Annotated in this window: 14 protein-coding genes; 8 read left to right on the top strand and 6 right to left on the bottom strand. The window is 68.3% G+C overall.

Going from position 1 to position 15298, the window contains the following annotated elements:
• The first annotated feature begins 2 nt into the window (after positions 1 to 2).
• Genes Tharo_RS10340 through Tharo_RS10325 form a run of 4 tightly spaced genes read left to right on the top strand, consistent with a single transcriptional unit; the run spans position 3 to position 3604 of the window.
• Positions 3 to 416 carry a PIN domain-containing protein gene (locus tag Tharo_RS10340; protein WP_245880879.1) on the top strand — a complete coding sequence of 138 codons (414 nt, stop codon included), beginning with the start codon at positions 3 to 5 and terminating at the stop codon, positions 414 to 416.
• Positions 413 to 1456 carry an AAA family ATPase gene (locus Tharo_RS10335; RefSeq protein ID WP_107221107.1) on the top strand — a complete coding sequence of 348 codons (1044 nt, stop codon included), beginning with the start codon at positions 413 to 415 and terminating at the stop codon, positions 1454 to 1456. The genes Tharo_RS10340 and Tharo_RS10335 overlap by 4 nt, the downstream gene beginning before the upstream one ends.
• The gene (locus Tharo_RS10330) at positions 1453 to 1980 is read left to right on the top strand and encodes a hypothetical protein (protein WP_107221106.1); all 528 of its coding nucleotides are present in this window, start codon (positions 1453 to 1455) and stop codon (positions 1978 to 1980) included. The genes Tharo_RS10335 and Tharo_RS10330 overlap by 4 nt, the downstream gene beginning before the upstream one ends.
• 31 nt (positions 1981 to 2011) lie before the next feature.
• Complete coding sequence (locus Tharo_RS10325) at positions 2012 to 3604, top strand: DNA methyltransferase (protein ID WP_211309595.1); 1593 nt, start codon at positions 2012 to 2014, stop codon at positions 3602 to 3604.
• A gap of 203 nt (positions 3605 to 3807) precedes the next feature.
• Here Tharo_RS10325 and Tharo_RS10320 read toward each other — a convergent pair whose 3' ends face one another.
• Positions 3808 to 4893, bottom strand: a complete 1086-nt coding sequence (locus tag Tharo_RS10320) for an IS5 family transposase (RefSeq protein WP_107220113.1) — start codon at positions 4891 to 4893, stop codon at positions 3808 to 3810.
• A gap of 57 nt (positions 4894 to 4950) precedes the next feature.
• Here Tharo_RS10320 and brxL point away from each other — a divergent pair, with 57 nt between their 5' ends.
• Positions 4951 to 6819, top strand: a complete 1869-nt coding sequence (gene brxL / locus Tharo_RS10315) for a BREX system Lon protease-like protein BrxL (RefSeq protein ID WP_211309594.1) — start codon at positions 4951 to 4953, stop codon at positions 6817 to 6819.
• A 12-nt stretch (positions 6820 to 6831) separates the two neighbouring features.
• Here the strand turns inward: brxL and bioD are convergent, their stop codons facing one another.
• From bioD to Tharo_RS10290, 5 genes are all read right to left on the bottom strand, one after another.
• The gene (gene bioD / locus Tharo_RS10310; protein ID WP_107221104.1) at positions 6832 to 7518 is read right to left on the bottom strand and encodes a dethiobiotin synthase; all 687 of its coding nucleotides are present in this window, start codon (positions 7516 to 7518) and stop codon (positions 6832 to 6834) included.
• 14 nt (positions 7519 to 7532) lie between these two features.
• Complete coding sequence (locus Tharo_RS10305) at positions 7533 to 8405, bottom strand: methyltransferase domain-containing protein (protein WP_245880878.1); 873 nt, start codon at positions 8403 to 8405, stop codon at positions 7533 to 7535.
• Positions 8406 to 8446: 41 nt separating this feature from the next.
• On the bottom strand, positions 8447 to 9262 hold the full coding sequence (locus Tharo_RS10300; protein WP_245880877.1) for an alpha/beta fold hydrolase: 816 nt from the start codon (positions 9260 to 9262) through the stop codon (positions 8447 to 8449).
• Positions 9263 to 9341: 79 nt separating this feature from the next.
• Positions 9342 to 10526, bottom strand: coding sequence for an 8-amino-7-oxononanoate synthase (gene bioF / locus Tharo_RS10295; RefSeq protein WP_107221101.1), 1185 nt, complete (start codon positions 10524 to 10526; stop codon positions 9342 to 9344).
• A 21-nt stretch (positions 10527 to 10547) separates the two neighbouring features.
• Positions 10548 to 11927 carry an adenosylmethionine--8-amino-7-oxononanoate transaminase gene (locus Tharo_RS10290; RefSeq protein WP_245880876.1) on the bottom strand — a complete coding sequence of 460 codons (1380 nt, stop codon included), beginning with the start codon at positions 11925 to 11927 and terminating at the stop codon, positions 10548 to 10550.
• A 187-nt stretch (positions 11928 to 12114) separates the two neighbouring features.
• Between Tharo_RS10290 and Tharo_RS10285 the strand changes: the two genes are divergently transcribed.
• From Tharo_RS10285 to Tharo_RS10275, 3 genes are all read left to right on the top strand, one after another.
• Positions 12115 to 13263 (top strand): GNAT family N-acetyltransferase, encoded by a 1149-nt coding sequence (locus Tharo_RS10285; RefSeq protein ID WP_107221100.1) that lies wholly within the window; start codon positions 12115 to 12117, stop codon positions 13261 to 13263.
• Between the two features lie 77 nt (positions 13264 to 13340).
• Positions 13341 to 14126 carry a peroxide stress protein YaaA gene (yaaA, locus tag Tharo_RS10280; protein WP_107221099.1) on the top strand — a complete coding sequence of 262 codons (786 nt, stop codon included), beginning with the start codon at positions 13341 to 13343 and terminating at the stop codon, positions 14124 to 14126.
• Positions 14127 to 14131: 5 nt separating this feature from the next.
• The gene (locus tag Tharo_RS10275) at positions 14132 to 15298 is read left to right on the top strand and encodes a M14 family metallopeptidase (protein ID WP_107221098.1); all 1167 of its coding nucleotides are present in this window, start codon (positions 14132 to 14134) and stop codon (positions 15296 to 15298) included.

The following is a 15298-nucleotide window of genomic DNA, read 5'->3' as shown; positions in this document are numbered from 1 at the left end:
CCATGCGCTACATGCTCGACACCAACATCTGCATTCACTTGATACAAAACCATCCCCCTCAAGTCATCGCGCGGTTTCAGCAGGTCAGCGTGGGTGAGGTGGTGATGTCGGTGGTCACGCATGCCGAACTGAGTCATGGCGTGGAGCGCTGCACGGGTGCCGACCATGCGCAAGCCGCCACCAGCCTGCGCCAACTCATTCGACTCGTGCCGGTATTGCCGCTCGATACGGATGCCTCGGCCCAGTACGGTGTGCTGGCAGCCATCCGCGACCGCCGCCGCGACGCGCTGGACCGCCTCATCGCCGCCCACGCTATCGCCGCCGGCGCGGTGCTGGTCACCAACAACGAAGACGACTTCCGCGACTACCCCGGCCTGCAGCTGGAAAACTGGGTCGCAGCCGAGGATGAGACATGATCGACAACATCAAGCTTGAGCGCTTTACTGCCTTTGAAAGCTTGGACATGGCGTTTTCGCCCGGCCTCAACGTCATCATCGGCGAAAACGGCTGCGGCAAGACCCATTTGCTCAAGCTCGTCTATGCCGCCTGTGACATCAGCGTCAGTCAGAAGAACTTTGCCGAAAAGCTCAACCGCGTTTTTCTGCCCTCGGACGAGCAGATCGGGCGACTGGTCAAGCGCCGCAGCGGCAGCAGCACGGGCACCGTGGACGTGCAGCGTACGGTGATGGTTGCGGACAAGCCCCGGTCGCTGTCGCTGCGCTTGTCGATGTCCAACCACACCCGGGAGCCCGCCAAGGCGACGCTCTCGGGCTCGTACAAACAGTGGCAGGAACACCCGCTCACCTCGGTGTACATCCCGGTCAAGGACATGATGGCCAACGCACCGGGCTTCCGTTCCTTGTACAGCCTGCGTCACATCCATTTTGAAGAGGTCTACGCGGACATCATCGACCGCGCCTTCCTCGGTACCCTGAAAGGCCCGACCGACAAGGACCGCAAGCGCTTGCTCGACATCCTGCAGCAGTCGATGGCGGGCAAGGTGGTGACGCGCAACGAGGAATTTTTTCTGAAAAGTCCGCAGGGCGAGCTGGAGTTCACCCTGCTCGCCGAGGGCATCCGAAAGCTCGGTCTGCTCTGGGTGCTGATTCAGAACGGTACCTTGCTCGATGGAAGCGTGCTGCTGTGGGACGAGCCCGAAGCCAACCTCAATCCCAAACTGATGCGCACCGTGGTGCAGATCCTGATCGAGCTGCAGCGACTGGGGGTGCAGGTGTTCGTCACCACGCACAACTACAACCTGCTCAAGGAATTCGACCTGCAGTGCCAGCCGCAGGACCGCGTGCTGTTCCACAGCCTGTTCCGCGATGCCGACCGGGAAATCCAGCTCGCTTCCGTGGCCCGTTACGACGACCTGCAGCCCAACGCCATCGACGACACCCTGGGCGAGCTCGCCGACCGTGAGATTCGCCAGCAGATGGGGGGGCTGGGCCAATGAAGGTGCAGGCCGATGGCTTCGAATTCGAGTTTCCTGGGGCGCTAGACGCCTTTATCTTCGACGACAAGGTGGCCGCCAGCCCGCGTTTTCACGGCCTCTCGCATGCCATGAAGGCGGTGGATCTGGTGGTCGAACTGCCCGCCGATACGCTGTTCATCGAGGTGAAAGACTTTCACGCGCCCGACGACTACGATTTCCGCTCGGTGCTGCCCGGTGACGAACGGAACGTTCGTCGCCAGCGCCTCAACCACCTACGCGACGTGCTGGTGCACAAATTCCGCGACACCTGGCTTTATCGCTGGGCCGAGCGCGAGGCGGAGACGCCGGATAAACCCGTGCGTTACCTCTGCCTGTTGACGCTGGACAACGGCCTGCTGGGTGTCGTGAACAAGGAACTGCGCCGAAGCCTGCCCCTTCAGCCTGCCGGCCCCCGCTGGCAGCGCCCGCTGGGTCAGAGCTGTGTCGTGCTCAACCCGCAACGCTGGTCTACCGCATTTCCCGCCTGGACGCTGCGCCGCGCCTGATCCTTCCGCCCGCCCGACAAGACAATCCCTGATGCTCACTGCAATCCACACCCCGCTCGCCAAGCCACTGCGCACCCAGCTCGAAAACACCGTCAAAGCCGCCCGTGACATCGCCGAGACCGCCGCCCGGGCTGCCCTGCAGCAGCTGGCGGTGGGCGAGGGCAGGGCGCCGGATTACCTGAACGACGCCCAGCGCGCCCTGCGCCGCCGCCTGCGCGCCCACGGCCGCAGCCTTGGGGATGCGAAGCGCAGCGACGACGACACCCAGGAACTGCGCCGGCTGGTGTGGGAGGTGGCCTATGAGCACTGGCACCGCATGCTGTTCGCCCGCTTCCTCGCCGAAAACGGCCTGCTGCTGTGGGAGCCGGGCGCGGCGGTGTCGCTGCAGGACTGCCGCGAGATGGTCGACCACCACCCCGAGATGGCGATGGGCGCGCGCAGCGAATGGGAACTGGCCGGCAAGCTCGCCGCCCGCATGCTGCCGCAGGTGTTCAAGCCGCAGCATCCGGTGTTCGAGCTGGTGTTTGCGCCTGAGCATCAGCGCGAGCTGGAACGACTGCTTAGCAGCCTGCCGTCCGAGGTCTTCCAGGCCAGCGACAGCCTGGGCTGGGTGTATCAGTTCTGGCAGGCGCGGCGCAAGGACGAGGTCAACGCCTCCGAGGTGAAGATTGGCGCCGACGAGCTGCCCGCCGTCACCCAGCTGTTCACCGAGCCCTACATGGTGGACTTCCTGCTGCACAACTCGCTCGGCGCCTGGTGGCTCACCCGGCACCCGGACACACCCTGCCCGGTGCCGCTCACCTACCTGCGCACGCTGGAAGACGGTACGCCTGCCGCCGGCAAGTTCGAGGGCTGGCCCGACACCCTCGCCGACTTCAAGCTGCTCGACCCCTGCTGCGGCTCGGGGCATTTTCTGGTGGCGGCCTTCCTGCTGCTGGTGCCGATGCGCATGGCCGCTGAACACTTCTCCGCCTGCGAGGCGGTGGATGCGGTGCTGCGCGACAACCTGCATGGCCTGGAGCTGGACCCGCGCTGCGTGGAAATCGCGGTGTTCGCGCTGGCGCTCGCCGCCTGGCGCTTCCCGGACGAGGTCGGCCAGCCACTGGGCGTGCGCGCGGACATGCCCGCGCCCAACATCGCCTGCTGTGGGCTGAAGGTGGCCGCGCGGGCGGCGGACTGGATGGCGCTGGTTCCGGACGAGGTGCCCAACGCCGTCTACCTGCGCCAGGAGCTGCGCCTGCTGCACGACAGCTTCTCGCAAGCGCCGCTCTTGGGCAGTCTGCTCGACCCGGCGCGCAGCCTGAAGAACGACCTCGCCACCACCAGCTTCGACACCTTGCGTGACCTGCTGGAGCGGGCGCTGTCCACCGAGCGCCCGGCCACGCTGTGGGGTGAGGGCAACGAGGTGCAGGATGAGGCCTGGGACCACGCCCTGACCGCCCGCGGTCTGCTTGATGCGGCGCGGCTGCTGGATGCGCGATATCAGCTAGTGGTGACCAACGTGCCGTATTTGGCTCGCACGAAGCAAGTCGATGTGCTCAAGGAGTACTGTGCGAAGCACTACCCAAACGCAAAGAACGACCTCGCAAATGTGTTTCTTGAGCGCTGCCTAGCAGGGTGTTGAAAATCTCACCGTCACCTTCGGTTTCCAGTCGCCCCGGAAAAAATCGACGCGGAAAAGATCCGTTCCAAGCCGCCCTGATGACGATTCCAGCCGCTTTTCCCGCCGATTGTGCAACCGCAATTCAGCAGCGCTCCCGTCGCTGCAAAGCCAACGTATTCAACAATCCAATGCCGCAATACGAATGGCGCGCTTGCGCCATCGGATTACGGCGCCAGCAAATTACCCAGCCGCGTCAGGTTGTAGGCGGCAAAATTGAGCAGCGCATGCGCGCGAATCGTTTCCAGCCCGCGTGCCATCAGACGGCGCAGCGTGCCGATGTCCTTCACCCAGCCGAACGCCTCTTCGATCATCTTTCGACGACGCAGGCTGACCGCATAGCCCTCCGTGGCCTTGAGCGCCACGGGGACGGCACTACCCTTGGTTTTGGCGGCAACGTGCGCCAGCACGCCCAGCGGCTCAAGCGCAGCGATGAACTCGGCGGTGTCGTACCCCCGGTCGGCGGCCAGCGTCGGTTCGCGCGTCGCATCGGCCGGCTTCACGGTGCGCTTGACCATCACCAGCGCGGCCTCGCGCTCGGCGGTGCCCGTGGCCTGCGTGGTATGCACATCGACGATCAGCCCATTGCGGTTCTCCGCCAGCGCATGAGTCGTGAAGCTCAGGTAGGCACCTGCGCCGCCTTTGCTGGCCAGCAAGGCCTGCGGGTCGGTGCGCGAGACGTGCGTCTTGTTCGAGCGTTTCTGCCCTCGGAAGTCCACCTCGGGGTTGCGCCCCTGGTCCGGCCCCGGTGGTTCGTCCGAGCCGTCGCGCGCCATCAGGCTCTTGTGCGAGGCCCACGCCCGCAGCAGCGAACCGTCGACACTGAAATGCTCGTCCGAGACCAGATCTGCCCACTCGGCAATCGCCACCACGCCGCCGAAGAATTCGCGCATCACGCTCTCTTTGAGCAGCCGTTCGCGATTGGCGCTGAACGTCGAGTGATCCCATACCGCCTCGTCCAGCGTCAGGCCGACGAACCAACGGAACATCATGTTGAAGTCGATATGCTCGACCAGTGCGCGCTCCGAGCGAATCGAAAACAGGCATTGCAACAACGACGCGCGCAGCAAGCGTTCCGGCGCAATCGAGGGGCGCCCGCCCTCGGCATAGAGCGCATCGAAATGCGGCGACATCGTGCGCAAAACCATATCGGCCAGCGTCTTGATCCGGCGCAACGGATGATCGGGGGCAATTCGATCTTCGATATTGACGTAGCTGAACAGGGCGTTCTGTTTGTGGTCGATGCCGCGCATGGGAATAATTGCTGTAGAAATGCAGACGTAATTATATCAGCCGTAGAGCCCGCGCAGATGCTGGAAAGTGCATTAAATCAACACCCTGTTAAAGCCGGGGAGGAAGAACTCTTCAAGGCGCGCGCGCGAGAGACCGGCTCGGTGAAAATCATCGACATCATCACGGCGCGGCTCGATGCCAAGAGCGACTCCTATGTGGCGTCTCTGCCCAGCCTGAGACTGAACGATGTACGTATTTCCCCGGAGCTCATCAAAGAGCACGAGCGCATGCTCACCGGCGGTTTCTACGCCGAAATCACCCTCGGCTACGACGCAGCGATTGCCCAGGAGAAGGGTGGGCGGCCGTTCGGCATCGACGCCCTGCGTGCCATTCAGCTCTCCAAGCGGGATGTGCTGGCCTCGCTGGCCGAGGGGAGGAAGCAGCTGTCGACGGCCGAGTGGCGGGACTTTCTCCTGCGCAGCGTCGGCGTCGAGCCCGATGGGCTGAACGACCGTGCGAAGGATGCGCTACTGCTGCGCATGGTTCCTTTCGTCGAGCGCAATTACAACCTGGTGGAGCTCGGACCGCGCGGCACCGGCAAGTCGCACCTCTTTCAGCAGGTTTCGCCTTATGCCCACCTGATTTCCGGCGGCAAGGCGACCGTGGCCCGGATGTTCGTGAATAACTCGAGCGGCCAGAGGGGCCTGGTCTGCCAGTACGACGTGGTCTGCTTCGATGAGGTGTCGGGCGTGTCCTTCGACCAGAAGGACGGCGTAAATATCATGAAGGGCTACATGGAGTCGGGCGAGTTCTCGCGCGGCAAGGAGAGCATCCGCGCGGATGGCTCCATCGTGCTGGTCGGCAACTTCGATGTGGATGTCGAGCATCAGCAGCGCATCGGCCATCTGCTCGGCCCATTACCACCGGAGATGCGTGACGACACCGCCTTCATGGACCGGATTCACGGCTTTCTGCCGGGTTGGGACGTTCCGAAGATGAGTCCGGCGCTGTTCACCCAGCATTTCGGCTTGGTCAGTGACTTCCTCTCCGAGTGCTTCACGCAGCTGCGCAACCAGAGCCGGGTGTCGACGCTGCAGGGCCGGGTGTTCCTGGGCGGGGCGCTGTCCGGGCGAGACCTCAACGCCGTCAACAAGACCGTGAGCGGTTTGTTGAAGCTGTTGCACCCGGACGCGGAAGCAGCGGTCAGTGACGAGGACCTCGAGTGGGCGGTGCGGCTGGCGCTCGAAGTGCGTCGAAGAGTGAAGGAGCAGCAAAAGCGCATCGGCGCGGCCGAATTCCGCAACACCCACTTCAGCTACACCCTGGGTGCGGAAGGGGTGGAGAAATTTGTCACCACGCCGGAGCTGCGCAGCCAGGAGGGTATCGGTGATGAACCCCTGGAGTCTGGCCAAATCTGGACGTTGAGTCCGGGCGCTGCGGACGAGCACCCAGGGCTGTTCAGGTTGGAGGTGACCGAGGGGGCGGGCAGTGGTGTTCGTGTGCTGAATAAACCCGTGCCACCGGCGTTTCAGGAATCCGTGCGCTGTGCGGAGCAGAACCTCTACACCCGGGCAACGCAGTTGGTCGGCGACCGTGACCCGCGCTCGCACGAGTTCTCCGTGCAACTGCGAGGGTTCGATGCCGCGAAGAGTGGGGCAAAGACCGGCGTCGCCTGCCTGATTGCCTTGTCGAGTGCCTTGCTGCGGAAGTCGGTCCGCGGTGGATTGATTGTGGTCGGTGAGGTGAGCATCGGGGGCACTATCGAGCCCGTTCACAACGCTGTGACCCTCGCCGAGATGGCTGTCGAGAAGGGGGCAAAGTCGCTGCTGATGCCGGTTAGCTGCCGGCGGCAACTGTTCGACCTCTCGGACGATATGGCGACCAAGCTGGACATCGAGTTCTATCAGGATGGACGGGATGCGCTGCTGAAAGCCTTGGTGGACTGATAGTGGCTGCGCTCAGTCCGGCAGGCGCAGTGCGCTTGCCGCCTGTCGTGGGTCGCCGTCTGCGCGCCACGGCAGGCGGCCCAGCAGCGGTGCGGGGATGCGCTCTTCCAGCGCGGCGACGTTTTGCTCCGGGCGCAGCATCGCCGGATCGACGTGGTTGGCGATCCAGCCTGCCAGGGGCAGGCCGCGGTGGGCGATCGCTTCGACCGTGAGCAGCGCATGGCTGAGGCAGCCCAGGCGCATGCCGACCACCAGGATCACCGGCAGGCCGAGGTCGACGGCGAGGTCGGCGCTGTCGTAATCCGCGGCAAAGGGCACGCGAAAGCCGCCCACGCCTTCGACCAGCACCACCTCGGCCTGCCGGCGCAGGGCATCGCAGGCGGCGAGGAGCGGCGCCGGCGCGATGCGCACGCCTTCCTCGGCGGCGGCGAGGTGGGGGGCGATCGGGGCGCGCAGGCAGCAGGGGTTGAGCAGCGCCAGGCCGGGGTCGAAACTGCCGGCAGCGCGCAACGCGGCGGCGTCTTCGTTGATCCATTCGCTGCCGATCCGCAGCGCACCGGCGGCCACCGGCTTCATGCCGAGAGCGGTTTTTCCGCGGCTGCGCGCGGCGTGCAGCAGCGCGCAGGTGGCGAAGGTCTTGCCGATCCCGGTGTCGGTGCCGGCGATGAACCAGGCGCGGGCGGATTTTTCGGTGGTCATGACAGCGGGCTCTCTCAGGGTTTGCGCAACGCCAGCAGGATCAGATCGTAGGTGGCCGGCAGCTGGCCATCGGGGCGGCGGTGGCGCTCGTAGTGCGCTTCCAGTCTCGCCCACGCCGTGCGCCCGAGCGGCTGGCGGCGGCGCTCGCCGTCGACGGTGGCGGCGCCGATGGCCTTGATGTCCCGGAGCAGGCGGCGCAGGTCGGGGGCGCAGGCCTGCAGCGCGACATTCTCCACTCCTTCCACCTGCAGACCGCTGCCGGTGGCGGCGGCGCTCCAGTGCGCGGGCGCATGGAAGTCGATGGTGTGGCGGTGCTCGTCGATTGCGGCGAAGGCTTCGCGCAGCTCGCGCAAGGTGTGTGGGCCGAGGGTGGCGATCAGGGCCACGCCGCCGGGGGCGAGCACGCGCGCGATTTCGGCCAGCGCCGTCCGCGGCGTGCACCACTGCAGCGCCAGGCTGGACCACACCAGGGCGAGGCGGGCACTGGCCAGCGGCAGGTGTTCGAGGTCGGCGCACAGCGGCAGGAACGCCGCCGCCTCCGGCGCTTGCGCCCGGATCTCGGCCGGCTGCCCGGCGCGCAGCCGCGCATGGGCGAGCATCGAAGGGGCCAGATCGAGGCCGATGCGGTGGGCTCCAGGGCACAGCTGGTCGAGGGCCGCGAGGCCGAAGCCGGTGCCGCAGCCGGCGTCGAGCACCCGGGCCCCGGGGGCGAGGGCGAGGCTGCGGTCGAAGCCGGTGCCGAACGCGGCCAGCCGGGAGCAGATTTCGCGCTGGATATGGGCGGCGGCATCGTAGCTGGGCGCGGCGCGCTCGAAGGCGGCGCGGATCGCATGGCGGCGCGTGTGCGTGGGCGCGGCGGGTGAAAGCGTGGCCGGGGAGGGGGGCAAAGGGCGCACGGGGGGCAAAGGGGGCAAAGGCTGGGGCGGAGTCATTGGAGGAATGCCTCGATCAGCCGGGCGCAGTCGGCGGGACGCGACAGCGGCAGGGCATGGCCGCTGCCGCCGAGCACTCGCAGTTCGGCGGCGGGCAGGGCCGCGGCCAGGGCCTGCGCCGCGGCCAAGGGCATCAGCGCGTCGTTCTCGCCGTGGATGATCAGGCAGGGCGGGTGGATTTCGCCGAGCCGCGGGCGCAGATCGCTGTCGGCGAGGATCGCCAGCCCGTCGGCCAGCACCGGGTCGGGAGGGAAACGGTCCGCATCCGGGGCGAGGGCGGCGCCGACCGCCTGCTGGGTGCGGCGCCGGTCGGCCTCGCCCAGGCACTGGAGGGCAATGAAGCGCTTCAGCGTGGCGCCCGGATCGGTCGCGAAGCCGCGGCGAAAACCTTCCACCACGTCCGCGTCGAGACCGGGCGAGCCCGCCTCGTCGGCGACGAAGCGCGCCGTGGCGCCGATCAGCACCAGGCGGGCGACGCGTTCGGGATGGCGGCGGGCCAGTTCGAGCGCGAGCAGTCCCCCCAGCGACCACCCGACCACGATCGCCCCCGTGGAGCCCTGCGGCAGGGTGGCGGCAAGCGCATCCGTCCACCCCGCCAGCCCGGGCGCGTGCGGGCAGGGCGCACCGGTGCCATGGCCGGGGAGGGCGGGCGCCAGGATCGGCCGTGCGCCGAGCTCCGCCTGCAGCGGCGCCCACGCCGCCGGCGACATCGCCCAGCCATGAAGCAGCACCAGCGGGGCGGAGGAAGGCGGTGGCGAGGTGGAAGCCGCGGCGGAAGGAAGCCGCGGGGAAGATGCGGGAATGCGGCTCACCGGACGGCCCTCCTGGCGCGATGCGCGCCCCTCCCCGGGGGAGGGGCGCGCTTCCCTTCGGGCCGCCGTGCGGGCGCGCTCATGTGCCCTGCCTTTCCAGTTCGCACAAGGTGTCGGCGAGGCGGATCACCTCGTCCTCGCGATGCGCTGCACTCAGCGACACGCGCAGCCGGGCACTGCCGGCGGGCACGGTGGGCGGACGGATCGCCGGCACCCACAAGCCGGCGGCTTCGAGCGCGGCCGATACCGCCAGGGTTTCGTCGTTGTCGCCGATCACCACCGGCTGGATCGGCGTGCGCGAAGGCAGCAGACGCCAGCGCCGCAGCAGGGCGCGCTCGCGAAAGAGGGCGATCAGGCGGTTCAGATGGGCGCGGCGGGCATCGCCGCCATCGCCTTCGATCAGGCGCAGGCTTTCGAGCAGCGCATGGGCGAGCGCGGGCGGCGCACCGGTGGTGAAGATGTAGGTGCGGGTCTTCTGCAGCAGCCATTCGACGAGCGTCGCGTCGCCGGCGACGAAGGCCCCGGCCACGCCGGCGGCCTTGCCGAGGGTGCCGATCAGCACGATGCGCCAGGCTTCGGGGTGAGCGCCGAGTCCGGCTTCGGCGACCGTGCCGCGCCCTTGTGGGCCGAGCACGCCGAATCCGTGGGCATCGTCCACGACCAGCCAGGCGTCGTGGCGGGCGGCGCGTTCGAGCAGCGCGGGCAGCGGCGCGACATCGCCATCCATGCTGAACACGGCATCGGTGACGATCGCCTTGCGGCGAGCGGTACTGCGTTCGAGCAGGGCGTCGAGCGCGGCGAGATCGAGGTGGGGATAGCGCTGGATCGTGGCACGTGACAGGAGCATGCCGTCGACCAGCGAGGCATGGTTCAGGCGATCGGAGAACACTGCGTCGCCGCGTCCGAGCAGGGCCGGCAGCACACCACTGTTGGCCATGTAGCCGGTGGAAAAATACAGCGCACGCTCGGTGCCGACGAAACGCGCGAGCGCGGTTTCCAGTTCGTCGTGCACCGCATGGTGGCCGGTGACCAGGTGCGAGGCTCCTGCGCCGGTGCCGAAGCGCTGCGCGCCCGCGGCGAGCGCGGCGGCGAGCGCCGGCTCGGCGGCGAGGCCGAGGTAGTCGTTGCTGCCGAAGGCGAGCAGGGCGCGGCCGTCGACCTGCGCCCGCGGCGCGCACGGCAGGGTGTTGCTGCGCCGGCGGCGGCGCAGGGCGTCGCGCTCGAGCGCCGCGAGGCCGGCATGGAGGTCGTCGCGCAGGCTCATGTGCGGCTCAGCGGGGCGGGTTCAGGCCAGCGCCGCGGCGAGGGCGGCGGCCGCGCCAGCGGTGAGGCGGTCGATATCGTCCGCATCGACGATGTAGGGCGGGATGAAATACACCGTGTCGCCGATCGGGCGCAGCAGCACGCCTTGTTCGAGGGCGGCGGCGAAGAAGCGGCGGGCGAAGTCGGGCGGGGCGCCGGCGACGTCGAAGGCCGCGATCATTCCGCACTGGCGCAGGTGGCGCACCGCGCGGTGGTCAGCGAAGCGCGCGCGCACGGCGTCGCCGAGCAGGCGGGCACGGCTGCGGTTGGCTTCGATCACGCCGTCGGCGGCGAAGATGTCGAGGGTGGCGAGCGCCGCGCGGCAGGCCAGCGGGTTGCCGGTGTAGGAATGGGAATGGAGGAAGGCGCGCGCCGTGCGCTCGTCGTAGAAAGCCTGGTAGATGTGATCCGCGCTGAGCACCAGCGACAGCGGCAGGTAGCCGCCGGAGATGCCTTTCGACAGGCACAGGAAGTCGGGCCAGCCGCCCGCGGCGCCGGGCGCGGCGGCCTGTTCCCAGGCGAAGAAGGTGCCGGTGCGCCCGCAGCCGACGGCGATCTCGTCGGCGATCAGGTGCACCCGGTAGCGGTCGCACAGCGCGCGCGCCAGGCGCAGGTACTCGGCGTCGTACATCACCATCCCGGCGGCACCTTGCACCAGGGGTTCGACGATCAGTGCCGCGGTCTCGGCGTGGTGGGCGTCGAGGTGGGCTTCGAGCGCCGCCGCCGCGCGCCGCGCCACCTCGGCCGCCGATTCGCCGTCGACCGCGAGGCGGGCGTCGGGGCAGGGCACGGTGTCGCCGCCGCGCACCAGCGCCGCGTAGGCGTCGCGGAACAGGGCGACGTCGGTGACCGCGAGCGCGCCGACGGTCTCGCCGTGGTAGCTGCCGGCCAGGCTGAGAAAGCGGTTCTTGCCGGACTCGCCGTGGTTGCGCCAGTAGTGCACGCTCATCTTCAGCGCGATCTCGGTGGCCGAGGCACCGTCCGAGGCGTAGAAGGCATGACCCAGGCGGTGGCCGGTAAGGGCGGCGAGGCGTTCGGACAGTTCGACCACCGGCGGATGGGTGAAGCCGGCGAGCATCACGTGCTCCAGGGTGTCGAGCTGGTCCTTGAGCGCGGCGTTGATGCGCGGGTTGCAATGTCCGAACAGGTTCACCCACCACGAGCTGATGCCGTCGAGCAGGCGGCGGCCGTCGGCATCGATCAGCCACGCACCTTCGCCGCCGACGACCGGCACCAGGGGCAGGGCCTCGTGGTGTTGCATCTGGGTGCACGGGTGCCAGACGGCGGCGAGCGAGCGGGCAAGCAGATCGTCGGAGCGGACCATGAAGGGAAAGCGCGATGCCGGGAACGAGGGGGCGTCCATGTTGGGCAATCGGGCAAAAGGTGTCAAATCGGGCCATCCGCATCCGACACCTCGCATCCGTGTCGGGAATCGCTGCCGGCTGCGACGTGGCGTTGCCGGGCGGGACTGGAACGTTTTGCTGCTTCGCGGTCGAATCGGGTCACCGATCCGCCGCTCCCCTTCCCCTTCCCCTTTCCCTTTCACGCCCATGAACAAACCGAACGTCCGCATCGCCCGCAGCGCCGCCGAGATTCCGGTCGAGGCCTGGGGCGAACTCGCCGCGCCCGGCGACCCGTTCCTGAACGCCGACTTCCTGCGCATCCTCGAAGCCAGCGGCGTGGTCGCTCCGGATGCGGGCTGGCAGCCGCTCCACCTGCTCGCGACCGAGGACGACCGGGTCGTCGGCCTGCTGCCGCTGTACCTCAAATCGCATTCGCACGGCGACTTCATCTACGACTGGAGCTGGCGCCCGGTATGGGAGCGCTTCGGGCAGGCTTATTACCCGCGCCTGATCTCCGGTGTGCCGTACACGCCGGTCGCGGGGCCGAGGCTGCTGGTTTCGCCGCGCAGCGCCGACGCCGCTGCGGTGCGGCGGGCGCTGATCCGCGCGGCGCAGACCCTGGTTGCAGAGCAGGGCTGGTCGAGCTGGCACGTCGCCCTCGCCGCCGGGGACGATGTCGCCACCCTCGAAGCCGCCGGCCTGCTCGTCTCCGACGACGTGCAGTTCCACTGGGCGGATGCCGGCTTCGGCGATTTCGACGGTTTCCTGCAGTCCTTCTCCGCCGAGAAGCGCCGCAAGGTGCGCGCCGAGCGGCGGCGCGCGGCCCAGTCCGGGCTGCGCATCGAGGTGCGCCACGGCGGGGAAATCGGCGCCGGCGAGTGGCCGGCGCTGCATGCGCTGTACCGGTCGACGTTCGAGCGCTTCGGCAACCACGCCGCATTCAGCGCCGAATGCCTGGCGGCACTGGCCGCGGCGCTGGACGAGCGGATGGTGGTGTTCACCGCCTCCGACGGCGATGTTCCGGTCGCGCTGTCGTTTTGCTTTCGCAGTGCCGACACCCTGTTCGGACGTTACTGGGGGGCGAGCCGCGCGGTCGACAGCCTGCACTTCGAGCTGTGCTTCTATCGCGGCATCGACTACTGCCTGCGCGAGGGGCTGGTGCGCTTCGAGCCCGGCGCCGGCGGCGAGCACAAGATCGCCCGCGGCTTCGTGCCGCAGCGGGTGCGCTCCGCGCACTGGATTCCGGACCCCGCGATCCGGCGCATCCTCGCCCCCCACCTCGCCCGCCAGGCGGCCGGCGTCGCGGCCTACCGCGACGATGCGGCACGCCATCTGCCGTTCCGCCGCGCCGGGTGAACGCCGGGGTGGCGCACGATTCGCGTTAACATTGCCGCCGCCCGTATCCGCTGCCTTTTTCATTCGCCAGAGAACCCATGATCCTCGTCCTCTCTCCCGCCAAGGCACTCGACTACCAGACCCCGCCGACGACGGCGCGCTTTACCCAGCCCGATTTCCTCGACGATGCCGCCGAACTGATCGAGGTGCTGCGCGAGCGCTCGCCGGCCCAGGTCGCCGAGCTGATGTCGCTCTCCGACGCGCTCGCCAGCCTCAACGTCGCCCGCTATGCGAGCTGGTCGCGCCCCTTCACTCCGGACAACGCCAAGCAGGCAGTGCTCGCCTTCAACGGCGATGTCTACGAAGGCCTCGATGCCGCCAGCCTGTCGGAGGCCGATCTGGCCTGGGCGCAGGACCATCTGCGCATCCTCTCCGGGCTGTATGGCGTGCTCCGCCCGCTCGACCTGATGCAGGCCTACCGTCTGGAAATGGGGACGAAGCTTGCCACCGCCCGCGGCCGCAACCTGTATGCATTCTGGGGCGAGCGCATCACCGCCGCGCTCGATCGCCTGCTCGCCGGCGAGGAGGCGGCCGGGCGTGAGCGCGTCCTGCTCAACCTCGCCTCCGACGAATACTTCAAGTCGGTGCAGCGCAAGAAGCTCGCCGGCCGGATCGTGACTCCGGTGTTCGAGGACTGGAAGGGCGGGCGCTACAAGATCATCAGCTTCTACGCCAAGCGCGCACGCGGCCTGATGAGCCGCTTCGTGATCCGCCAGCGCATCGACGAGGTCGAGGCGCTGAAAGGCTTCGACAGCGCAGGCTACGCTTTCGCCGCCGCGGCGTCGGACGCCGACACCCTGGTGTTCCGCCGCCGCGAGGAGTGAGACCGATGAAGATCAGCGCGTGCTTCGATTCCGGTGCGATCGAGGTCGTCCGCCTCGACGATCCGCAGGACATCCACCTGCGCCTGCGCAAGGACAATGCCGCCGACTTCCACCAGTGGTTCCATTTCCGCCTCTCCGGCGCCGCCGGCACGCCGCTGCGCATGGTGTTCGACAACGCCGCCGACGCCGCCTACCCGGACGGCTGGCCGGGTTATCGCTGCGTGGCCTCCTACGACCGCCGCCACTGGCTCCGCATCCCCGCCACCCGCTACGAGGACGGCACGCTGATCGTCGAGCACACGCCCGAACGCGACAGCATCTACTACGCCTATTTCGAACCTTATTCGCACGAGCGCCATCTCGATCTCCTCGGCCGGGTGGCGCAGTCGCCCCATGTCCGCGTGCGCAATCTGGGGAGCACGGTGGACGGGCGCGACCTCGACCTCGTCGTGGTCGGCCGCCCGGCACCCGGGCGTGTGCCGGTGTGGATCATCGCCCGCCAGCATCCGGGCGAGACGATGGCCGAATGGTTCGTCGAAGGCCTGCTCGAACGCCTGCTCGAGCGCGCCGATCCGGTGGCGCGGCGGGTGCGGGAGCGCGCCGTGCTCTACATCGTGCCCAACATGAACCCGGACGGCGCGGTCCGCGGCAACCTGCGCACCAACGCCGCGGGACGCAACCTGAACCGCGAATGGCGCGCTCCCGACCCCGCCGCCAGCCCGGAAGTGTTCGCCGTGCGCGCGGAGATGGAGCGCACCGGCTGCGCGCTGTTCCTCGACATCCACGGCGACGAGGCGCTGCCCTACGTATTCTTTTCCACCGCGGAGGAAGTCCCCGGTTTTTCCGCCGCGATGGCGGCGCAGCAGGCCCGCTTCGTCGAAGCCTTCGCCGCCGCGAGCCCCGACTTCCAGACCTTGGAAGGTTACCGGCCGGGGCGCTTCGGCGATGAACTGCTGAGCCTGGCGAGCAAGTGGGTCGCGCACCGCTTCGGCTGCGTGTCGCTGACGCTGGAAATGCCGTTCAAGGACAATGCGCTGCTGCCCGACGAAGAGGTCGGCTGGGACGGCGCGCGCAGCAAACGCCTGGGGGCGGCGATGCTCGGCCCGATCCTCCACCACCTGGCCCCGCCCGCCCCGGCACGGCCGGTCGTGGTGGGCGTCGATCCTGGATGA

The sequence above is a fragment of the Thauera aromatica K172 genome, assembly GCF_003030465.1.
GTDB lineage: Bacteria > Pseudomonadota > Gammaproteobacteria > Burkholderiales > Rhodocyclaceae > Thauera > Thauera aromatica.
The sequence above is the reverse complement of the archived record's forward strand: the minus strand, read 5'-3'. Positions and strand labels throughout refer to the sequence as shown.